23 protein-coding genes are annotated in these 23,229 nt (G+C 29.1%); 2 read left to right on the forward strand and 21 right to left on the reverse strand.

Annotated features, from left to right (window positions below; translation table 11 throughout):
* Positions 1 to 70 precede the first annotated feature (70 nt).
* From KDK92_RS04585 to KDK92_RS04625, 9 genes are all read right to left on the reverse strand, one after another.
* Positions 71 to 3,184, reverse strand: a complete 3,114-nt coding sequence (locus tag KDK92_RS04585; protein WP_250857878.1) for a GNAT family N-acetyltransferase — start codon at positions 3,182 to 3,184, stop codon at positions 71 to 73.
* Positions 3,185 to 3,373: 189 nt separating this feature from the next.
* A complete protein-coding gene (locus KDK92_RS04590; RefSeq protein WP_250857879.1) occupies positions 3,374 to 4,150 on the reverse strand; it encodes a GNAT family N-acetyltransferase in 777 nt (258 codons plus the stop codon).
* Positions 4,151 to 4,215: 65 nt separating this feature from the next.
* Complete coding sequence (locus KDK92_RS04595) at positions 4,216 to 5,253, reverse strand: serine hydrolase domain-containing protein (protein ID WP_250857880.1); 1,038 nt, start codon at positions 5,251 to 5,253, stop codon at positions 4,216 to 4,218.
* A gap of 118 nt (positions 5,254 to 5,371) precedes the next feature.
* The gene (locus KDK92_RS04600) at positions 5,372 to 5,884 is read right to left on the reverse strand and encodes a DUF2500 family protein (RefSeq protein WP_250857881.1); all 513 of its coding nucleotides are present in this window, start codon (positions 5,882 to 5,884) and stop codon (positions 5,372 to 5,374) included.
* A gap of 88 nt (positions 5,885 to 5,972) precedes the next feature.
* Entirely contained in the window at positions 5,973 to 6,578 is a 606-nt protein-coding gene (locus KDK92_RS04605) for an AAA family ATPase (protein WP_250857882.1), read from the reverse strand.
* A 144-nt stretch (positions 6,579 to 6,722) separates the two neighbouring features.
* Positions 6,723 to 7,208: a GNAT family N-acetyltransferase gene (locus KDK92_RS04610; RefSeq protein WP_250857883.1), complete on the reverse strand. Its 486-nt coding sequence runs from the start codon at positions 7,206 to 7,208 to the stop codon at positions 6,723 to 6,725.
* 85 nt (positions 7,209 to 7,293) lie between these two features.
* On the reverse strand, positions 7,294 to 7,986 hold the full coding sequence (locus tag KDK92_RS04615; RefSeq protein WP_250857884.1) for a 2-phosphosulfolactate phosphatase: 693 nt from the start codon (positions 7,984 to 7,986) through the stop codon (positions 7,294 to 7,296).
* A gap of 110 nt (positions 7,987 to 8,096) precedes the next feature.
* Positions 8,097 to 8,387 (reverse strand): hypothetical protein, encoded by a 291-nt coding sequence (locus KDK92_RS04620; protein WP_250857885.1) that lies wholly within the window; start codon positions 8,385 to 8,387, stop codon positions 8,097 to 8,099.
* A gap of 71 nt (positions 8,388 to 8,458) precedes the next feature.
* The gene (locus KDK92_RS04625; protein WP_250857886.1) at positions 8,459 to 9,604 is read right to left on the reverse strand and encodes an alpha/beta hydrolase family protein; all 1,146 of its coding nucleotides are present in this window, start codon (positions 9,602 to 9,604) and stop codon (positions 8,459 to 8,461) included.
* A gap of 287 nt (positions 9,605 to 9,891) precedes the next feature.
* On the opposite strand from KDK92_RS04625, the gene KDK92_RS04630 reads away from it, so the two are divergent.
* On the forward strand, positions 9,892 to 10,815 hold the full coding sequence (locus KDK92_RS04630; RefSeq protein ID WP_250857887.1) for a sensor domain-containing diguanylate cyclase: 924 nt from the start codon (positions 9,892 to 9,894) through the stop codon (positions 10,813 to 10,815).
* 60 nt (positions 10,816 to 10,875) lie between these two features.
* Here the strand turns inward: KDK92_RS04630 and KDK92_RS04635 are convergent, their stop codons facing one another.
* The 9 genes from KDK92_RS04635 to KDK92_RS04675 all read right to left on the reverse strand — a co-directional run bounded on the left by KDK92_RS04635 (position 10,876) and on the right by KDK92_RS04675 (position 19,532).
* On the reverse strand, positions 10,876 to 11,871 hold the full coding sequence (locus KDK92_RS04635; RefSeq protein ID WP_250857888.1) for a lipoate--protein ligase: 996 nt from the start codon (positions 11,869 to 11,871) through the stop codon (positions 10,876 to 10,878).
* Complete coding sequence (lpdA, locus tag KDK92_RS04640; protein ID WP_250857889.1) at positions 11,864 to 13,564, reverse strand: dihydrolipoyl dehydrogenase; 1,701 nt, start codon at positions 13,562 to 13,564, stop codon at positions 11,864 to 11,866. Before lpdA ends, KDK92_RS04635 begins: the two co-directional genes overlap by 8 nt.
* A gap of 63 nt (positions 13,565 to 13,627) precedes the next feature.
* Positions 13,628 to 13,981 (reverse strand): carboxymuconolactone decarboxylase family protein, encoded by a 354-nt coding sequence (locus KDK92_RS04645; protein ID WP_250857890.1) that lies wholly within the window; start codon positions 13,979 to 13,981, stop codon positions 13,628 to 13,630.
* Positions 13,982 to 14,086: 105 nt separating this feature from the next.
* Positions 14,087 to 14,476, reverse strand: coding sequence for a MarR family winged helix-turn-helix transcriptional regulator (locus KDK92_RS04650; RefSeq protein ID WP_250857891.1), 390 nt, complete (start codon positions 14,474 to 14,476; stop codon positions 14,087 to 14,089).
* A gap of 163 nt (positions 14,477 to 14,639) precedes the next feature.
* Complete coding sequence (locus tag KDK92_RS04655; protein WP_250857892.1) at positions 14,640 to 15,107, reverse strand: hypothetical protein; 468 nt, start codon at positions 15,105 to 15,107, stop codon at positions 14,640 to 14,642.
* A gap of 240 nt (positions 15,108 to 15,347) precedes the next feature.
* Positions 15,348 to 15,503 carry a hypothetical protein gene (locus KDK92_RS04660; RefSeq protein WP_250857893.1) on the reverse strand — a complete coding sequence of 52 codons (156 nt, stop codon included), beginning with the start codon at positions 15,501 to 15,503 and terminating at the stop codon, positions 15,348 to 15,350.
* Positions 15,504 to 15,983: 480 nt separating this feature from the next.
* Positions 15,984 to 17,261 (reverse strand): MFS transporter, encoded by a 1,278-nt coding sequence (locus KDK92_RS04665; RefSeq protein WP_250857894.1) that lies wholly within the window; start codon positions 17,259 to 17,261, stop codon positions 15,984 to 15,986.
* A gap of 186 nt (positions 17,262 to 17,447) precedes the next feature.
* Positions 17,448 to 18,674 (reverse strand): MerR family transcriptional regulator, encoded by a 1,227-nt coding sequence (locus KDK92_RS04670; RefSeq protein ID WP_250857895.1) that lies wholly within the window; start codon positions 18,672 to 18,674, stop codon positions 17,448 to 17,450.
* 33 nt (positions 18,675 to 18,707) lie between these two features.
* The gene (locus KDK92_RS04675; RefSeq protein ID WP_250857896.1) at positions 18,708 to 19,532 is read right to left on the reverse strand and encodes a MerR family transcriptional regulator; all 825 of its coding nucleotides are present in this window, start codon (positions 19,530 to 19,532) and stop codon (positions 18,708 to 18,710) included.
* Positions 19,533 to 19,625: 93 nt separating this feature from the next.
* Here KDK92_RS04675 and KDK92_RS04680 point away from each other — a divergent pair, with 93 nt between their 5' ends.
* Positions 19,626 to 20,951, forward strand: a complete 1,326-nt coding sequence (locus KDK92_RS04680; RefSeq protein WP_250857897.1) for an MATE family efflux transporter — start codon at positions 19,626 to 19,628, stop codon at positions 20,949 to 20,951.
* Between the two features lie 102 nt (positions 20,952 to 21,053).
* Here KDK92_RS04680 and KDK92_RS04685 read toward each other — a convergent pair whose 3' ends face one another.
* The 3 genes from KDK92_RS04685 to KDK92_RS04695 all read right to left on the reverse strand — a co-directional run bounded on the left by KDK92_RS04685 (position 21,054) and on the right by KDK92_RS04695 (position 23,203).
* Positions 21,054 to 21,800 (reverse strand): SagB/ThcOx family dehydrogenase, encoded by a 747-nt coding sequence (locus KDK92_RS04685; protein ID WP_250857898.1) that lies wholly within the window; start codon positions 21,798 to 21,800, stop codon positions 21,054 to 21,056.
* A gap of 58 nt (positions 21,801 to 21,858) precedes the next feature.
* Entirely contained in the window at positions 21,859 to 22,479 is a 621-nt protein-coding gene (locus KDK92_RS04690) for a hypothetical protein (protein WP_250857899.1), read from the reverse strand.
* 202 nt (positions 22,480 to 22,681) lie between these two features.
* Entirely contained in the window at positions 22,682 to 23,203 is a 522-nt protein-coding gene (locus KDK92_RS04695) for a GNAT family N-acetyltransferase (RefSeq protein ID WP_250857900.1), read from the reverse strand.
* Between the last annotated feature and the right edge of the window lie 26 nt (positions 23,204 to 23,229).

Genomic DNA, 23,229 nt, shown 5'->3' on the forward strand with positions numbered 1-23,229 from the left:
GGATAGCTTACTATCAAAAATCTGATAGTAACCTATCCTTTTTATTAATAATCTAGCAACCGACTATATTCTACTTATCCAATTTAATACCCTTTAACACACTCAATAAATTTTCATCTATATATTCCTCCGTAAACATCATAAAGGTAAGTGGAAGAAATACTCTATTACTATTGGCCAACCTTACTTTATTTCTTATAAAACATCCATTCATTTTTATATCTAAGTATCCGTCCACTGACAATGCTTTTGGGGAATATATCTCAAGTTTATCTTTTCTATTATTTCCTCCATACATCATAAGTTCATTATCATAAGTACACATTTGTACCGCTCCAGCTTTGTACTTTACTTCATCTCCATAATTATTTTTAGAGATAAAATAACTGTCTTTTAAATTTTCATCTGACTTTATAAACATGGTTGTTACAAAATCTGTATTGTTTAAGTACTTACCTGAGTTTTGAATAATCTCTGCAGTATAACATACCATTGGAATTTGTGGCATGGTTAAAAAATACTGATTAATCTCTAACCCTTTGTATTTTTCATTTTCTTTAATCTTAATATTAAGCTTAATTCCACTCCATACATTATTATGATTATCACTTATTTCAATAAATTCAGCCTTTCTTTCTTCATCTAATCCCTCAAAAACATCAGTATTTTGAAGTGCATTAGGCTCACCAGGACTGCAAAGTATTCCCCCTGTCCAAGGACTCCACCAAGATCTAGTTCCTATTTTGGGAAAGTCACTATCTAGCCATTCATTTCCCTTATACACTAAGGAATATAATGAATTAGAAAACTTAGGGGCTACCTTCATTGTTAAATTTCCATTATCAACTGTATATGTATCTACTCCATTTTCATTTACGATTTCATTTTTCACTTTATTATTTCCAACATTAAAAATACATCGCTTTCTTTTTATCTCTACTGCTTCAAAGTCTAGATTTAATTCAACCATATCAATTAACTTTTTACTGTTTACTTTTACATTAAATGTTTCTTCTCTGATTTCATCTTCACTTTTATAGATTTTTTCAATAGTTTTAAAGCTTTCATTGTAAGACTTTAAAGATAATTTCCCATTAAAAGCAGAAGATTTATAATCCACTATTGAGGCTTTTAATTCATCCTTAACAAATGGATTTTCATCATTAATTGATAAATGTAAATGATCTTTTGATATCATTTCTTTTAACTGGTATTTTTTTAGTACAAATTTTCTAAAACCTTGCCAATTATTATAAACTCCATATGCCAATACTATAGGTTTTGTTGTTATACATGTCTTCCCTTTAATTTTGCCTAGGTTATTATCAATAGACATATACCATTCATTAAATTTGATTCTACATTCATCTGGCCAGCTTATTCCATAGGTTATATTTTTATCTTCACTAAATAACCAATTTTCACTTATCCTCTTAGTATTCCAATAATCTAAATTAGTTCCATAATATCCTTTTACAGATACAACATTATCATCAAAAGGTATATACGCATTACCTAAATTGAATATAAAACTTTCACTTATATAAATATCATTTTCTGTTTCATCATCGCTAACATTAAATATATTATAATAATGCTCCACAACACCACTTGATTGAAGCTTTGTAATAGATTCAAGTTCAATGGATGGAAAATCACTAGAAACATAGAGAGCTTTTAAAAGAATACTTTCATCTTCCTTCACGTATTCTATATTTTCAGGATTTTTCTTAGAAAATTCCGATGATAATGGAAGTCCTAGTCTTGGACTTAAAATTCGCACTTTTTCTAAAGGAATTAACTCTAAATTGTCTATTATAATTTCATTATTAAGCTTCTGAAGTTCTACAGAATACTTTCCATTTATTATGTTCCAAGATTTTTTTGTCTCACCATTAAAAATTCCATTGTTCCCTTTAAAAATGGCAGATAAATTAATCTTACTTTCTAAAACATTATTAACTTTACTAATTTGAACTGTTACATCCTTAGAGAAATAGTGATACTTTTTCAAAATGTAATTTATCTCTATGGAAGTTTTCTCTTTTGGTTTCATATCCACAATAATCTTCTTATTAACAAAAGCTATATCCTCTGAATCTTCCATTAGAATATTTAGTTTAATATTTTCATTAAATCTATTTTCCATATCTAAATAACCTATTGATTCTACTCCTAAATGGATTAACTTTTGAGGAATAACTAGATTTAACTTTATAGGCTTTCTTGGAGTTATTCCAAGTTTGAAAATAGATTCTTCTCCATTAATCTTTACCTTGGAAGAAACACATGGATGAGTTATAAAGGGATTAATCTCCTCATCAATATTACCTAGATAGAACTCACCATAAATAAACTCTTCATTGTGAACATTAATAGACTTTTTAAATTTAAATTCAATGTTTTTATCATTAAACCCTTCTATGTCTATATTTAAATCCTTTCCACTTTTATTTACAATATGATATGTAATATTATATTTATTATCAGTTACAAGCTCATTATCTTCTGCGATAATACTTATTTTGTAATCCTCAGTTTCTATTAGCCTAAGACCTCTTCCTTTTTTGCAAAATTCAACTTTAAGCTTATTACTATCCTTCTCCCACATATATTCAAAAAACTCAAATCCATTTTCTTTTCTTCCATCTGTTACAATTTCTATATTTCTTATGCTATCTTCATACCAATCTATACTGCGAAAATATTTTTTTAATACTTCTGTGTTTAGTACAATGGGCATAAAATTCATTAGATGGGTAATATCATCTCTCTTTTCCCAGAAAAATCCACACTTTTTATACAATGGGATAGCTTGTACATTTCCAGCCCATGTGTATAAATCTATTCTATTCCAATCTTCCTCAATAGCTTTTTTTACTGCACCTAATACAAGGCTCTTACCAATTTTCTTCCCTTGATAATTAGGTGCTACATTAAGCATAGGTATATATGCAACATTTTTCTCTTCCTTGTACTCTGAAAAACTACAATATCCCACTACTTTTTTATCATCTAAGGCTAAAAGTACATTTATATTCCCCGAAATCTCTTCTTCCTCTATAATATCTTCTTTAGTTTTTAATCTATCATATCCGCCCCAGCTTTCTTCACTTTCATTCCACATATCTGCCACAGCTTGGGCGTATTTATTGTTGTATTCAACTAATTTTGTTTGCGCCATTCATGATCCCCCTTATTAATTATCTATATCTTTTTTCAATCTATTTTAAGTCTCAATATAAAAATAGCGTTGATAATATGATAATTTAAAAGGAACCTAGTAGGTTCCTGAGTATTAATTCTATGCAGAGAACAATTATAGTTATTTTTTCCATATCAATATTTATATTATCAATTTTGCATAAGTTTATTAAAGTTCAAAAAATAAATCTATTCTTTCACCTATTTTATTAAACCCAATTTTTTCATACATTTCTTTTGCAGTACCATCCTCATCAGTAACCAAATAAATAGTATGGCAATTCTCTTTTATTGCTATATCAATTAGGAATTTGAGAATAGTTGTTCCGTATCCTTTACGCTGATGAATTGGATTAACAGCAAAATCTTCGATTTTCGCAACACCTTTATACATAAATAAATCACAATTACCGATTATTTCTCCATTATAATAACAAACATAAGAATTGACACCTCTGTCAGAAACATATACTTTTCCACGTCTGTAACATCTTCTTGTACAAAAATTTTTCCCAAGATTTTTCTCATCATGCTGTAAGTCACAAAATAAAACATCATCTAACATTTCTTGATTGTTGACCTTCTTTACTAAGCAATCAGATAGAGCATTTAGTCTTGAAAACTGTGAAATATCAAAAGAATAATATCCACTAGTAGATATTTCAGGCTTGTACTTAAGGCTACCCAACAGAGAATCGCTGACATCTGAATTCAAAAGAAAATTACAAAAATTACTCTCTTCAGACAACCTCAAAGAAATTTCATCTTGAATAATATCTTTCAACTCAATCTCACTTATTGGTTTTGTTATAAATGTATAATTGTGATAATACATATCCTTTAATTGATCATCACGAAATCTAACTATATTTTCTTTCTCACAAAACTCTGAAAAACATTTTGTGTATTCTAATTCGCATTCTATAATTTTTTCATCTATTATCATAGTATATCCCCATTTCTCTATTTTCTCATTATAAGAACAATTTGTAATATTTGATATGATATCTGTTACTGTATATGTTCAAAAACAATAGCCTCTACATCCGAAACCTTTGGTGCAAAGAACTCACTTGCAATATTAGTTATCATGATAATTTGTATATCATCATCTGGAAAGACTTTGCTACATGAAAGAAATCCCGGTATCCCTCCAGTATGCCATACCTTCTTTCTAACTTTTCCGCCAAGTTCTATATCATCTAAGAATAGTCCATATCCATAATAACATTCTTCAGTTTTAACATGCTTACTCAACATTTGATTTAATGAGTTTTCACTAAGAATCTCACCTTTTATCAATTTATTATTCCAATTATATAAATCTTCAACTGTTGAATATAATGCTCCTGCTGCATAAGGTACACTCATATCAATAAAATCACAGTTTGCAAGTGTTTTTTCTTCCCCTGCTAACGCATAGCCACTAGCTCTACCCTTAATTATTTTTTTAAAATCATCATATCCTGAGTCATTCATTGAAGACTTATCAAAAATATTCTTATGTAAATATTCTTCATATGTCATCTTAGAAACCTTTTCTATTATGTATCCTAATAATATATATCCTGAATTAGAGTATGAGTATTTTGTTCCTGGTTCAAAATCATAAGGCAAGTGCTTAAATTCATTAATTAATTCCTCAACACTATGTTTATTTCTCATACTTTGCAAGAAACCTTCAATTCTAGTAGAATTGAATATTCCTGAGGTATGAGTTAAAAGATGATGAATAGTTACTTTATTCCCATCAGGATAGTCTGGTATATATTTATCTAATGTATCATCTAAATTTAATAGTCCTTTCTCACATAATTGGAGTATTATCGCAGCTGTAAACTGTTTTGTAACCGACCCAATACGAACTCTTGCATTTGATTTGTTAGGAATTTCCAACTCATAATTTGCCATTCCATAACCTTTACAAACTACTTTTTCCCCATTAATTGAAACTAAGATAACCCCACTGAACCTCTCATTTCCTTCAAGTTTGTTAAAATAATTATCAATATTTATTCTAACCTTGTCCATCATTTGTCTATTTACCATATCTTTTGTTTTCCTCCTTAATTAGTCATATCTAACAATTATATCTTAAACTATATCATATATAATCTCTATTACTCAATATTTATGTATTCACGTATTTTTACAATGATTATAAATATCATTCTACTTCTTTAACATAAAACCCTACATATCTATTTACTAGACCTTTTTTATATTTCATAATCCCCTTATTCCCTTCAAGGATTGTGACATAATGTTTATCATAAACAGGAAAACTCATTTCATCACCATTATCCAATTCAAATGTTAGCTTGTATGTGTTAACACGGTATGCCCCCCCACCTTTAAGACTTACGTTTATCTTACTATCACATTTTTTTGACTTCAATTTAGCATTAACTTCAGTAACAGGTGTAATAAAGATTAATATAATATAAGAAACAAATATACAAATTATAAAAGAAAATATGGAAAAGAATATCAAATTATCACGGTTCATATCCTTAATGCTTTGATTTACACTTGCAATTTCAGGCATGTATACATTAGTAGTAATAAGATCATATGGTTTATAGAAACATAAAAAGTATACTCCTATAGTAATTACGAATAGAATTAATGTTATTACTCCTAGTCTTAAATAAATTGAAAGATTATCTTTTTCTGACACTTAAATCCCCTCCCCAAATGTTACTTGATGACAGAAACATTAACTGATATTTATACATACTTGAATTTCTTTATACTCTATGAATATCTTAAAATCGCCAAGAAAAGAGTCTCTGTTTGAGTTGAGTTTTAATACGATTGATTTTTTTCTTCAATCTACCTATATCATCAGGCAAGAGATTGATGTCAGCCATTAAAGCTATTTTCTCTACAACATCATCAATTGACATATTTTCTGTATTTATGTGTGACTGAAAAACGCCCTTTGACAAACCTTCTAAACATCTATCTATCTGTTGTGCTCCCCAAGAATTCTCTCCATCCCCTCTGCTTTTTAGTCTTTTAAGTAATGTTGCTTTTGAAGCCATTAATGAATAGTGTTTTACAATCACTCCATGATTTCGCAAAGAACCCACTATTTCATTAAAATATTTTGGGTTAGCTATAGTCATTGGAATAATTAAAACCCCCTCATACTTCTCCTCTATATACTTTATAAATGAAAAATTAAGATCCCTCCACGCTTCATAATCTTGAAAATCTCCTTTATTCTTAATACTTGATGGGATATTCTTTGAGATAAAAAAACCCAAGTTTTCTGGGTCATAAACAAACGAATTTTCTATTCTCCTATGTAGTTCAAAAGCAGTCTGTGTCTTACCTGCACCAAACGCTCCATTTATCCATATAATCATAAACTAATCCCCCTTAAATTCTAGGTACTAAATTTCATATTTGTTGCGTATTATCTTACTATTTTGTTGTAATTATTATACTTACTTTACAGCACAAAACATTTTATGCCTCAATTACTTTATTACTTCTAAATATATACAGTATTAACGCAAAACCATAACCCAAAATTCAATTCTCCCACTCTCTGATATTCTTTCAAAAGAATTAACTTTTTTGAACCCTATTCTTTGATATACTTTTATTGCACGTTGGTTAAAAGCCGCTACCGTCAAACGAAATTCTTTTGCTGATAGTTTATTTCTAGCAAAGTCTACTCCTCTATTTAAAAATTTAAGCCCTAATCCTTGACCACACAAATTAGGTTTTATTCCCAAACCAATATCAGTAAAATCTTTGGAATCATAAACACCAAATTGATTGCCTACTGGAACTTGAGCAGCCGCGCCAAAACAGTAATACCCTACGAGATTATCTTCTCTATCAGAAACTGAAAAATAATGACCATTAAGCAGTTCATTGATACAGTCCTCACTATCATCCATACTATAAATTGAATAAGACTCTTCATAAATCCATTTTGATATTTCTTTTGCTTCATCATAATTCATTTGTTTTATATTTAGTTCCATGTAAAAGCCCCCTCGTTTTACAATTCTTATATTAGATTTTTAAATGCCTATATTTTCATATATTTTAATTAGATCTTTTCCATCATTAAATATCAATTTTCCTCAAATAAAACAACCCATCATCATTCTTTTCTGCTCTTAAAATAAAATTAAATCTATTAAAGTCCAAGCATAAATCAAAATCTCCTTCAGGTGCCCAACCTTGACTCTCCGGCTGAAAAAATCTTTTTCCTGCATCTTGCCTTAATCTTTCTTTAATTTCATTATGATCTAAAACTTTTCCTTCTAAAGCACTCTTAATATATTCTGCACATAAAACATCTTCCTCTGCTTCATCTTCATATGCATACCCCATACAAACTAAAGAAACAATTTTAGGATTTCTCTGTTTTATATATCTAATTATTGCTGACGCATTCACAAAACTTCCCGTAATAATTTCCTCTGCTCTATTTGCATTAACTATTCCTTGAGTTCCTGCTGTTGTAGTATGTACTACTGTCCTATCTGATAAATCTGCTCCAATTATTTGAGTCGGTGAATTTCCAAAATCAAATCCTGGTAAAGTTATGCCATTTCTTTCCCCAACTAAAATATAGTCATTATTCTCTTCTTTTAATTTACGTGCAAAATTTACTTCTCCTACAGGAATATGTCTCTTTACTCCTCTGCCGAAAGTGTAACATGCAACAGAAAATGCCCTAAAAACATCAATTATTACTGTTAATCCTTCTGCTTTCTTTGCACCATCAATTAATTGTAATATCCTTATTTCCATACGAAACCTCCTAATTTGAAAGTAAAAAATATATTGGACTAATACATTTCGAGTATTTTAAATAGTTTGTCCTATTATTTACTCATCATCGTTGCTTAAAAATAACTTTATCATTTTGCTTCTTTTATATATGAACGTGCAATATTTATATAAATAGACCATGAAAACGCACTTATTATAATACTTATATAGTTAGGAAAAACATATTTAATATTTGTTAATTCTTTTGCAAATCCAAGTGGTAATGCAGATAAAAATAGTGTTAAAAACAAAATTGCCTTATGCTGTTTCTTGCTTCTATGTTTACTAAATAACTTTTTAAAAATGTTAATTTCTTTTATTATCCAATAAAAGATAACAAACAAAACACTATAGATTATAAAAAACGTAATAAACTTCATTTTACCTCCAGTGATTAATATACTTCAAATATCACTTTATTAACTTCTAATTCTATATAATAAACCTATATCTAAATCTCGCACAACTCCTTATACTTACCACTATGAATCAATCTATCATACTCCCCATCTTTTCCACATAAATGTTGATTCAAAAATGCAATTACAACATCATTAATTATCTCATGAGCTCTTCTAACCAGAATAATACCCTCTTCTTCAAGTTCATTATTGATTATATACCAATCAGTAAATGTCATATGCTCTGAATCCTTTAATTTTATAAATGATTTATCTCCTGATAAATATTCATAAAGCTCTTTTTGTCTCTCTATTTTTCTGTTCAATATCTCATCATATTGCACAACTCTTTCCTTAAACTCATCCCCTTCAAGTTTTTCTTTCATATTATTTATATATTCGCTCATTGCTGATTTATAATCAATAGAACCCATTCTTAAATTCAAAACTGGAGTGCTCAAAAATTTCTTTGACTGTATATCTTCTTTTAAATCTAAGTATTGTGGTGCTCCATCTAACATAGCAACTGCTTTAATTCTTGTATCTTCTCTCCCAGCATCCAAAACAGATGCTCCTCCAAGAGAATGTCCAATCGTGCCTATCTTGTTTAAAGAAATTTTACATTTTAATATTGAATCATTTTTATTCAGTTCTTTCAATTCATCAATTACAAAAGTTATATCATTCTTTCTCATATCTTTGAGCTCAATCATCTTCTCAAACATCTTCTCAAACGTAGATCCATCTTCAAGTGTAACTTGCGTGATAATTTTACCATTTGGAAAAACAGTGAATACTGTATCATATGTATGACCAATAGTAATAACAATATATCCTTCCTCAACTAATCTTTCCACATTAAACATTGATGAATCTCTTCCCATGCCTAGTCCTGGTGAGAATATAATCAATGGATATTCTTTATCTTCTTTTGCAATTGGTGCATCATTATATGCATTGATTTTAATATTATTAAGATAATCTTCACTTACTTTAATATCATCTTTATATCTGTTGATAAATTCCTCTTCACAAGGCCTATATAAATCTTTATAATAAGCTTGATGTTCTGGTTTCCATGCTCCATCTACTGGATAGAATATACTTATTATTACTCTTCTATTCTCCTCTTTTTTAGAATAGATTTCTTTTCTATTGGTATCTTCTAAAACTTTTACTGTTCTTCCTATTATCATGATAATTCCACTCCTCATCAAACATTTATCATATTCCTTCTTTGTTATTACCTAATATTTAATTCATATTACATTATATACCACAAGCAAATTATAATCTACTTTGCTAACTTTTTAGAGTCGTACTATGTTAATTACATGTGTAATTACACTATTTTTACCAATAAAACCTTCTATTGACAAGTTATCTTATAAAATCTTATAATTATCTATGCTATGTATTAATATTTCGCATTTTCCATAAACCTAAAATGACCGAATTACTGTAATTGCAAAGGAGAACTTATATGAATCAAACATCTAATAACAGTAAAATCAGTTCAAGCTTTTCATTAATTAATATAAATGAACATACATATATAAATGATAATAAAGAAAAAATTGTAGATCTATTTAATCGTTCACTAGATATTATTTATAGAGCAGAGGTATACCCAGAGTTTAAATTTTCTTATTTAAGTCCATCAATTGAAAATATTCTTGGATATACCATTGAGGACCATATTATTACTCCAAATCTCCCATTAAATATAGTACATCCTGATCATAAAGAATATGTTCTATCTAAAATAAATGGTACGACTGATTATTCAACACCCAAACCTGTTAAATATAGACATAAAAATGGAAACTATATATGGTTAGAGGATTTTACTATTCCTATTTATAATGAAGAAAATAAATTAATCGCACTAGAAGGTGTTTCTAGAGATGTTAGCTATAGAATAGCTTTAGAAGGAAAACTAGAAAAGTTAAGCTTTTATGATGGATTAACAGGTTTACATAACAAAACTTATCTTGAGAAAGAAATATCTATATTAGACAAAGAAAAGAATCTTTCAATTGGGGTTATTTTCTGTGATCTGGATAACCTTAAAATAACAAATGATACTTTTGGACATGAATGTGGGGATATGTTGGCTAACATATTAATAGAACTTTTTAATGAAAATGCAATAGTGTCAAGATCTGGTGGAGATGAATTCATTGTAATTCTGACAGATACAACCCTTCATGATTGCAATAAAATGTTATCATTATTGTGTAATACTTTAGAAAAGTATAATAAATTCAATAAAGACCTTCTACTTGAAGTTTCTATAGGATTTGCGTTTTCTGAAAAATCATTAGGACTTGTTAGAGATGTTATTAATACTGCAGATGAAAATATGTATAGTAATAAACGAAGAAAAAAATCTAAGAACATTTGAATTTAATATCTAATATATAAAGAGTTGAGGGTAACATATATTACCCTCAACTCTTTTAACTTATAAATGAATATCTCTTTTCAAAAGACCATAGATATCTTTTTTTAGTTGTAAATCATTTATAGAATCATCAACAATTTTATAAATAATATCCTTCTCTACTTTTGCCTGTGTTAAATTCTTTGAAAGCCCATGAAAGTTGTCTAAAATAATAGAGTCTGTATTGATATGACAACTTCGTATAAACCCATTATCAATAACAATTTTAAATTCTATTATACCCCAGCTGAATTTTTCCTCAAAGTTAATATCAAACTCTGGTGTATCATCCAAATTCCATTCATCTGATAAATACTTTTCCACATAGGATTCTAGGTTTTCTTTAAGTGCAGCTTCTTTTACTCTATAAATGTGTTGCGCAGCACCGTATACTTCTTCAAATGAAGTAATTAAATGTTCTTTTAAAAGTTCTACTGTTAATGTACTATCAATAGATTTAAGATTTATTACTCTAGACTTAACTGAATCAAATCCTTTAGCTTTAATCTTTAATTCTGATGGATTTAAATAATCCTTTAATTTTTCTAAGTTAGCATCAACCAATAATGTACCATGATGTAATCTATTATTCTTTTCAGAAATAAAGGCATTCCCAGAGAATTTTTTATCCTCTGTAATTAAGTCATTTCTACCGTTGAATTCTGCACAAATCCCCAACTTTTCAAGAGCATCTAGTATCACTTTAAACTGCTTTTCTATACAATAATTATCCTCATGAGCAATAAATGAAAAGTTAATATTACCTAAGTCATGATAAACAGCGCCACCACCAGATAGTCTTCTAATGAGTTGTACATTATCTTCCTTTATTTTCTCTATATTGCACTCCTTGAGAGCATTTTGATTTCTACCTATAACAATTGAGTTTTTGCTTTGCCACAAAAAGAATACACATTCATCTTCATTAACATTATCTAAAAAATATTCTTCTAAAGACAAATTAAACCCAGTATTATTTGATTGTGAAATATATATATTGCATTTTAGTTTATCCAAAGTGTATACCCCTATCTGAAATATCTAAGATAGCTTCATGAATTGATTCAGCTGTTGTTGGATGAGCATAGATAATGTGACTTGCTTCTTCTTTTGTTACAGCTTTACCAATAAGATTAGATACTGTTGCAATCATATCTGTAGCATGAGCACCTACTATTGAGCCACCTATTATTTTATTATTTGTATTATCATAAATTAGTTTAACAAAACCTTCTGTTTCTCCCATAGCAAGTGCTTTACCATTTGCCATAAGAGGGAATTTTCCAATAGTGTAATCAATTTCTTTAGCCTTTGCTTGACCCTCAGTGATTCCTGTAGACCCAACTTCAGGTGTTGTGAATATTGCACTTGGAATATTATCATACTTCATTGATACATCCATATCGGCTATATTTTCTATTGCAACTATACCCTGATGTGAAGCAACATGCGCTAGTTGAACAGTATTTGTAATATCACCTATTGCATAAACCTTCGGATTTGAAGTGATCATTCTGTCATTTACAGCTATTCCATTTTTTCTTTCGTTTAATTGAACATTTAGCTTTTCAAGCTCTAATGAATCAATATTTGCTTTTCTTCCAACAGCCATCATCACTTTTTCACTTGTGATAAAATGATGTTCTTCGCCAATAGCTATTTCTGTGATAAACTCATCATCAAGTGTCTTTCTTATAGCAGCAGCACCTGCACCATCATGGATATGGATACCTTTTTCAAGAGCTGAATTTTTAACCACTTCAATTACATCTTCATCTAAAACAGATAAAATCTTTGGCATATACTCAACAACGTGAACTTTTGATCCTAATTCATTTAAAATGAATGCGAATTCCATCCCAATAACCCCACCACCAATAATAGTGATTGATTTTGGAACCTCAGTCATTTCTAATAAATCTTTACTTGTACAAATTCCATCTAAATCATGCCCCTCAATATTGATTGAACTTGGACTAGAACCAGCTGCAATAATCAAATTCTTAAATTGAATCGATGCATCAATTTTCTTATTTTTAACTATAATAGTATCCTTATCTTTTACAATAGCTTTACCATTAATTACTCTAATATTATGGGTATTCATAAGGTGTTCAATACCACCCACAAGTGTACCAACAACATTATTCTTTCGTTCAATTATCTTTTCCATAGATATTTCATAGTCAGATACCTTAAATCCATACTCTTCAGCATGTTTAATATGATTTAAAACATTAACGCTATGTGCAATAGATTTAGTAGGGATACAACCATAATTCAAGCAAGTCCCTCCTAGTTTATCCTCTTCAATTAAAACAACATCTAATCCTAGTTGAGCCCCCCTAATTGCAGCTACATAACCGCCCGGGCCCCCACCGATAATAAGCACATCTGGTTCTAGTTTTTCTTCCTTTGGTTTTGCTATGCCAAATGAATATCCTTTTTTTATTGGTTCAGCCGCCTTAACTTCTTCACCATCTATACTTCCAATGATTTCATTCTTTTTTATAGTTTGTCCTTCAACAATGTTCAACTCTTTAATTGTTCCATTATATTTTGATATATATTTTAAAGCACCTTTTCCAGACTCGATAGTAAAAATCACATCACCTGACTTAACGGATGCTCCTGTTTTTAAATTTATTTTTCCAACTTTACCTTCTGAATCATGACCAGAAAGTTTTTCTATTTTTAATTTAAATTCCATAGTTGCTGCCTCCTGTTATAAAAAAAGCACGACAAGCCGTGCTTTTTTAAGCTTTTCCCTTTTTTACTTAAAGTCGCCTTCAAATTCTTCAATACATTCTTTTAGTAATGTTACAGAGTAAGCCATTGATGGGCCACCACCAAATGCAACTGAAATCATAGCTGCTTCTAATATTTCTTCTTTTGTTGCACCAGCTTCAAATGCTTTGTATGAGTGATATACTATACAATATTCACATCTACTAAAGCACGCAATTCCTACACTCATTAATTCCTTTGTTTTTAAATCTAACGCCTTAGGCTCATATGCTGCACCTAATAATCCCATGAACGCTCCCACGTGCTCTGGGTTTGTAGTTGAAAGACCTTCTAATCCACCCACAAAACTATTTAACATTTCTCTAACATTATACTTCATATTATACCCCTCCCACTTATTATTTGCTTATGCAATATTAAGTATAGCAAACAATTTGTTAAATTTCAAACAATATTTCAAAAAATAAAAAAAGAACGCATAAACTTACACGTCCTCTTCAACAACATTTAATTTCAATTTCATGATTACATCTTCAAAGATTTTCAACTCTTCTTCAGAAATACCTTTAGTTAAATCCTCATTGAATTTCGCACCTATTGGTAAACATTCTTCAATCAAGTTATCACCTTTTTCAGTTAAATTAACATAAATAATACGTCGATCTTTGCTACTACGCTCTTTAATCACTAATTCATCACGCTCAAGTCTATCTAATAGTCGTCCAATACTTGAATCTTTAACTCTCATTTTATTGGATAGTTCTCTCTGTGATATAGAAGGATTGTCTTTAATATGATAAAGTGCAATCCATTGTATTCTTGTTATTCCTGTATTTTGCAACCTTCGACTGAAGGCTTCAGAGATCTGTTTCATAGCACCCTCTGTTATATAATTAACTCATTTATTTAAATTAAAAAACATATAGACCTCCTAGTTGATAATTTTCTTTATGATTATACGTCATATATGATAAAAGTTCAACTTGTTACATTTTTATCCATATTGTTATATTAAAATTTTACTCGTTACCTATTCTCTATTCTTTGTTCTTTATTCTCGAATGCTGGTATGCAAATACTACCCCAAGTAGAAGATAAATTATTGTCCCACTCTTAAATAAATATATTATCCCATTTAGTAGTGTTTCCCAATCATTCATATCTATAACCATCAGTACTTTTACCCCATATTCTGTTGCAGCCAAATACACTGCGTAAATATATACTATTAATTGTCCCATAATACAGGATACAATAGTACAAATCACCGCAACTATTGGAAAATATATATGTTTTCCTCTTCCATGGTTCCTTACAACTACTGCAATGAAATACCCAACTAAACCATATATGATTATATTTGTACTTCCAATTAGTATACTTGCTAAAGCAAAGAATATAGTCCCTAATATAGCTCCAATTACTCCTGCTAGAAGCCCTGCAAATGGTCTTTCAAATTCTATTTCTCTTTCTATTTGCATCTCTTCAGTATTAGTTTGTCTCATATTTTCCCTCCATTCTCTTCATGTCTCAATAATTACTTGTCCCATCTTATATTATAGTCTTTTTTTCAAAATAACAATACTAGTTTTGTGAAGCTTGTCTATAAAATCTATACCAAATCCGCTTATATTTTATTCAAAGGATTTATTGCGGGTAAAAACCATACCTCAAATGCTTTCCCTACATGATCTTATTCATAAAGGGAAAAGCATTAATTTCCAAAGTATGATCATTTTCACCTTTTACTCACTCTCTACTTTTCTTTCATAGCTCCAATCGTCAGGATCTATACACATATCACCAATTATCCTTAGACAATTATACTCTAAACACCAACCTCCATCATCATCTTTTCCCTCAAAACAGGTGCAATTTGAACAATACATGTCTCTTTCCATAGCAAGCCTCCTATTTCTCAAAAATTCGCTTACTATTAGTAATTACCTAAATTATCAAAAAATATAGGCATAGTCCAAAAAACACTTTGATTTTTCAAAGTGTTTTACATCATTATGATTTAAATTTAGATTCCTTTTTTTCTATTGACTTTAACTTACCGCCAATAATAAACAGCAACACCATTAATAAAAAGCATATGAAAATTAACAATATAGTAAAATTAATATTACATAATCTTATGAAGCGTATAATAAATCGCACATCTAAATATATTAGCACCATTAATATCAAGTAAAAAATATTATATAATATTTTTTTCATGATACATCTCCCTTCAATTCACAAATGTTATTATTTATAATTATAGGATATTTATGTATAATTGTCTATTTAGATATATTTTATATTCAAAGTGATATAGTTCTGTTTTTAGTATAATTGGGAAAATTAACTCAGCCACCCTTTTGGATGACTGTGGTTTAAGCAATATCTATTATAATTTCACGAACTTGTTTCTTATTCATTTTTATAATAGTTGTAATATTCATAGCTAATATAATAGCCACCCCTACCAAGAATGCAGTATATGGTGGGGTTACCTTTGTCATAACTCCTGAGATCCCAAGTCCTAGTGGAATAACTATGTTAATCGTACACATTGCAGCTGACCAGACTCGTCCTCTGAATTCTTCTTCTACTTCCTTTTGCATAAAATACATTATGGGAATATTAATGAATGAGATGCATATCCCGATACAACACATCATGATTGTTAAGAGTCCTGCTGTTAGTAAATTCCCAAGCAAGGGATTACTCACCACAGCAACTGTCATTATAGTGAATGCCACACCGATAACAAGATTAGTGTTCATTATTATTTTCATATATTGAATCACTTTCAATCGCTTCACAAGAAGCGCACCAATTATCATTCCAATAGGGAATCCCCCTTGTATAATTCCATAAACCTGAGAAGACAAGCCTAGAACATTATTTACTATATAGGGAATCGGTACATTTATGGATAGTGCTAAATAGAAGTTCAAGGCTATAAATAACCCTATAACATATACAATATCTTCTCTCCTTTTGATATATCTGAAGCCACCCTTCATATCTTCTAAAATTCCTAAACTATTTTTCTTTTGGACAACTTCTTTTTCTGTATCTTCATTTATCTTAAAATCTATCAAAGCTTCCATAATGGCAGATATTAAAAATGATATACCATTAAATAATACAAAGACTTCTAACCCCATGAATCCAAATACTATTCCTCCAATGACCGGTCCTAATATACTAGATATTGAACTAATTATAGTTCCTATAGAGTTAATGTTCATAAGATTTTCTTTAAAAACAAACTTAGGTTTTGCTGAAGTAAATGCTGTATAGAATATATCTGATAAAACTCCTATCACCATATTAGTACCATATATTATCCAAAGATTAATATTATCTGTAATGAATAGTAGAAACAACATTAAAAATATACACCCATTGATTATATCCATAAGAACAATCAATTTTTTCTTATCTACCCTATCAACTATAACCCCTGTAATTGGAGCCATTAAGATACTAGGTAATATTGAAAATATTAATGATACTGCAAATGTTAAACCTGACCCTGTCAATTTTAATACATATAATCCTATAGCAAATTTGTAGATGGAAGAACCGAATACTGATATAAAATTACCGACAATATAATATAATCTATTTCTAAATTCAACCTTCTCAATTCTTTTTTCCATATTAATCTCCTCCTTTAGGCAAGTTCGAATAAATAACCAGTCAGTATACTCGTATATTTGACTTGTTATTTATTTTCACATGCCTTTATTTAATCTTATCAAGAGGGGAAATCCCAACTGCAAGTACTTTTTTTAGTATTTTTTATTTATTTAAATAAAAAAAGTGGGGTTACCCCACAAAAAATCCTACTCTCTTTTACCATAACAACTATAGAAATACATATTCTCACTTTCTAAAAAATAATCATCATATTTTCCGCCTTTAGTCAAACACTCTCCAATATGTTCATTGCTTATTGTATATCCCAAACTATTCAATTCCTCTTTAACTTTATTCAGTATAAAATTATCTCTAACCTCAGCTTTAATTTCGGTGTTTGTATCAAATTTTTTAAATATGTTATATAATCCAAATAAATCTGTACTCTCTTTTATAACCTTATTAATCTTTCTTAGAAGGAATTCTTTATTCTCAAAAGCATAATTACTACTTCCAAATCCATCAATTATACTATCTACACAATTATTTTTTAAAGGAATTTCTTCAAAATCCATACACATCAAAACTATATTTTTCTCTACATGAGCTTTTTCTAAAACTTTTTTAAGATTTCTGTGATCTTCCATAAAATGGTCGACAGCAAAATATACAGTATCATCTTGAAGTTTATCATATAAACATCTTAATGAAAAACCTGAACCAACCCCAAGATCCATTAGAACTTTACCAGTGAAATCTATTCCTTTCTGCTCCTTTATCCTTAGACTCCACTCGATACTTTTCATTATCTCCTCTAGATAATCATCCTCTGTATTGAGTATATACTTGCTTATATCATACCACTCATATTCCTTCTTTTCCCTTTCAATTATCTTATTCCCCTTTAAAATACCTTCTTCTATAGAATAACTTTGTCCACATTCACACTGAAGACAACCATTTATAATTTTATTATCCTCAATCTCCCCATTCTTAAGTTTTAACTTACCTTTACATTTATGACATGCTAGAAGTTGAAGTATATTTAAGTTTACTCCAACCGTGTTTCTTTTGGTACTCTGCACCTTACTCAAATCATCTATTTCTTCTTCAATCATGCACTTGTATTCTCTATATTTTTGAATGTGTTCTTCTAATTCTTTATTCTTTCTATTAAATATTTCTTTATATAATTCATCTTCTCTATACCCTGTTAATTTTCCTAATTTCATATAGAAGAAAATATTCTTTATCTCATTTAACTTGAACCCCATATTTTTCAGTCTCTGAATTTCTTGAAAATCAGCTCTACACCCATCATCAAAATCATATTGAGCTCCATTCTTCTTTGGTATCAAGAGACCAATATCTATATAATGCCTTAGAGTATCTTTAGTTGTATTATTAATTTTTATGAACTCTCCAATTTTCATGATTGACCCTCCCCATATTATCAAAGTCTAGTTTTAAATTTTTTGTACTTGTATAGATATCTCTATTAAATATTCCTCCTGTGATTGAGCTGAAAGATATCCTATAAGTTCATTTTCATAAGCATCTCCTATAATTTCATATCCACTCTTTTCTATAAAATCTATTAGCTTTTTATAAGAAATATGTGTTGTATCATACCCTCCTCTATGATTAATACGTGCATAAATCCCCTTTGGTTTAACACTCTCATCATCAATTATACTTTTACTGTCTATCATAATATAAATAGCCTTTATGTTATTAAACTTTCCACTGAGTATATCTTCCTTTTTTATAATACCTCCAATAGGATTTCCATTATCAAATTCCTCTTTATCCTTACAATTATTAATAAACTCAATAATTTTCCCCATTATTTTTTTATAGTCATCACTCTCAACACTGGAAGTCAAAATATTTGTAGAGTTACATCTTTTAAAATAAGGTTCCTCAATAAGTTGCTGCTTTATAGCTTTTTCTAATTTTACAGATTTATTTTCTATTTTATTGCTAATATGTCTCAGCTTATTAATTTGATTCTTTATTACTTCATTTTTCTTCTTAAGTAACTCTGCTAAACTTTCAATATCTTTTTTACTTAGATATTCCTTAATCTCTTTTAGTGGCACTCCTATTTCCTTCAAGCTTATTAATGTATCTAATGCCTCAAATTGACTCAAAGAATAGTACCTGAAATTTTTTTCATCTTTATACATAGGAGAAAAAACACCAGATTTATCATAATAAATTAAAGTCTGCTTAGATACATTTGCTAACATTGCAAACTCTCCTGTAGAAAAATATTCTTTATCTTTCATATTTATAATTCCTTTCAAAAAAATCCTTGCCTATATAGTTACTATATACCTTATTATTCTACTAGTAAACATTTAGAACAAGGAGGATTATATATGGAAACTACATTTTCACAAGAAACATCATTAAAGGAATTCTTTAAATTTGTTTTACCACCAATTTTATCTATGCTTTTTTTATCATTATATACAATTATGGATGGTATATTTGTATCTCACAAAGTTGGTTCTGATGCATTAGCTAGCATTAATATTGTACTCCCTATGATTAACTTATTATGTGGTATTGGTGTCATGTTTGCAACTGGTGGCAGTGCTTTAATATCTATATCATTAGGGGAAAAGAACTTAAATGAAGCTAATAATAGATTCACCTTAATTCTTTTATTCTCTTTAATAATTGGGGTTATGTTTAGTACTCTAGGACTTGTATTTAATGAAAGAATTTTTTCTCTTTTAGGCGCTACAGAAACTTTAATGATTTATTGTAAGAGCTATGGAATAATAATTTTGTTATGTGCTCCATTCTATATACTTAAGATGGTTTTTGAGTATTTTACAAGAGTTGATGGTGCCTTTAACTTTAGTCTATTAGCCTCTTTATTAGGTGGACTAATTGACTTGATACTTAATTATGTATTTATATTTCAATTAAATTTCGGTATAAAAGGTGCAGCTTTGTCAACCCTTATTGGCGCAGCTTTTTCTACTATTTTATGTGCCTTATATTTTATAAGTAAAAAATCTACATTGAAATATGTTAAGCCATCATTAGATTTAAGATTATTGAAAGATACTATATATAATGGTTCATCTGAAATGGTAACTCAGTTATCTGCAGCAATAACTACATTATTTTTTAATTACATAGCCCTTAAATATGCAGGTGAAAATGGAGTAGCGGCAATTACAATAATATTATTTATTCAATTCGTAATGACATCCGTCTATCTAGGACATATCGCAGGTGTTTCTCCTGTTATTAGTTTTAATTATGGTGCTGAAAATTCAATAAAAATCAAAGAATATCATACATATTCAAAAGTTTTCGTTATGATATCCTCAATCATTATATTTATTTTATGTTTTGCTTTCTCTCCATTTATTGTTAAGATATTCATCTCTGAAACAAATATTGTATATACTCTAACATTAAACGGATTAAGAATTTTTGCTTTTTCATTTCTAGCTACTGGATTAAATATTTATACCTCTGGATTGTTTACAGCTTTATCAAATGGAAAGACTTCCGCATTGCTTTCTTTTTCAAGAACCTTTATATTTTGTATTATTGGTTTCTTGTTATTACCTAACTTTTTTAAATTGAATGGATTATGGTTAGTAGTTCCCTTTGCAGAATTTTCTTCGCTCTTTGTTTCATTATTCTTTTTAAAAAGAAATAAGAAAGTTTATTTATATTAGAAAATTGCAAGATTCAAAACCATTGGAAATAGACAAAGATCAAAAAGGTACAAGATAGACAATCTATCTCGTACCTTTTGTTTTTAAAATTATTAACTATTACTATATCTTCCCTACAGGCGACACATAAATTACAAATTCATCTTCTCCATCAAGATTTAAAAATTCATCAATTTCTTTCTGATCATAAGCTGCAATAGCACATGTTCCACATCCTATTGCTTCACAAGCAAGATATAAGTTTTGACAAACATGTCCAGCATCTAAAACCATAGGCTTATGAGCTACTACACTATATCTCCACTCGCCTCTATACGGAACTACACTCCATACAAAGGTAACAGCACTTTTACCCGCAAATTTTTGACCTAAAGTTACTTGAGCTATTTTTTCTTCTAAATCTTCCTTTTCAAAAACACATGCTAGCTGATGAGTTAAAGCTAAATATCTATATACTCCACTCTTTAATCCTTCAACTCTATTTACCACAATATATGTTTCAAAAGGATGTCTTGCTCCAGCAGAAGGTACTGTTCTCATTGTGCAGTAGTTATCACCCTTTATATCTTTTACTCCTTGTGATGCCCATAATAAAAATGATAACTCTTCTAAGCTTATACTTTCATCAGTAAACTTTCTGTGACTTACTCTATCCGTGAAAATATCAAAAATATTTGTTTTTGTCAGTATGCTTTCATTAACTTCTGGTAAATCTATAACTTCATTATTTTCATTATAAGGTTTTTGCAATGGGGGTTGTGGCTTTTGTAATTGTTGATCTGATTGTACATTATCCATTTTATCAAAATGTGCCTTCATCCATTCACGTTGTTGCTTTACTGTATCCATAATAACATCCCCTTTTTTATGACTTATTTATATAATATCTAGTTTAATCATTAACCAATTAAACTAATCCAAACAGTTTCTTTACTCTTAAATAATTATCCTCAATCGATTTACTACCATCCACAACTATTACGTTCATACCATAGTCCTTAGCATTTTCTTTTACAATTTTTGCATATTCAACGTCCCTTTTCATCCAATTTTCAAAGGCTTTTTTTGTATCTGAGCAACCATCTAGGTAGTATTTAACCCATTCTCTCTTACTATAGTTATCAATCTGAAATTCTTTAGTAGGAACCATACAAATATAATTACTATTGTCTATACCATTATTTTTTATAAATTCAGGTAATATAACAGCACCTTCAACTAATACACTTTTACCTTTATAATTTTTCTCTAAATCTGCTACTATTATTTTTAAAGCCTCTCTATAAAACTTAAATTCATCCTCAACTTGTTCTTCAATGTCTCTAAACCAAGTTTCATCTAAATTCATAGACTTAACTTTTTTCATAATCTCAACGCCATTTTCAACACCTAATTGAATGTATCTTTCTAAATAGTCATCACATTTATACATTTCAAATCCAAATTCCTTAACTAACATTTCAGAAATTGTACTCTTGCCACAGCATGGAGATCCACCAATCCAGTAAATTTTCATTCCTTCTAACATATAAAAAGCCTCCATTTTTATTCCATAATTTGTATGAATCATTAATATTAAATTCAATAAATACTTTAAATATCCTTTAAGATTTATAACTCTCTTTTTTAAGATAATGTTGAAAAAACATCTCGCTTGTCCAGTTGAACAAATGATTTTCAACATCTTTTTAAAAAAGAGAGCTATTATTTAATAATTTTATTATATATAATTACCTATTTACTGTTTTTATGCATTCCCAGTAAATTAAATTCTCATCTCGATTAATTTCTTTCATACCCACCTTTTCTAATATTCGTATAGATGGTATGTTATTAATCAAACAATCAGCTTTAATAACTCTAACACTATCTTGAGTACTTACCCAATCCATAATAGCTCTTAGTGCTTCAAAACCTATCCCCTTTCCTCTTTCCTTCTCAATTAAACCATAACCTATTTCAACTTCTCCTTTTTCATTAGGTTTTCCGTGAAATCCTATATCCCCAACAACTGTCATATTATCTTTTTTTACAATGATCCAAAATTCAAATCCACTTGGAATCTTATTTTTTCCTAATGACTTATTTATAATAGGCAAGATATCTTTTGTATCCGCTGTAGGCCATTGTTCATGTACTTTCATTCCAAGTTTTTCAATTTCTTGACTACTTCCATCTAATAAAGATTGAGTGATTTCTAATGTTACTGGCACTAATATTAATCTCTCTGTAATTATGTTTTTTAAATTCACTCTATTTCCACCTTTAAAATTATTAT

It is taken from the genome of Oceanirhabdus seepicola (assembly GCF_023684385.1).
In the GTDB taxonomy this organism is placed as follows: Bacteria; Bacillota; Clostridia; order Clostridiales; family Clostridiaceae; genus Oceanirhabdus; species Oceanirhabdus seepicola.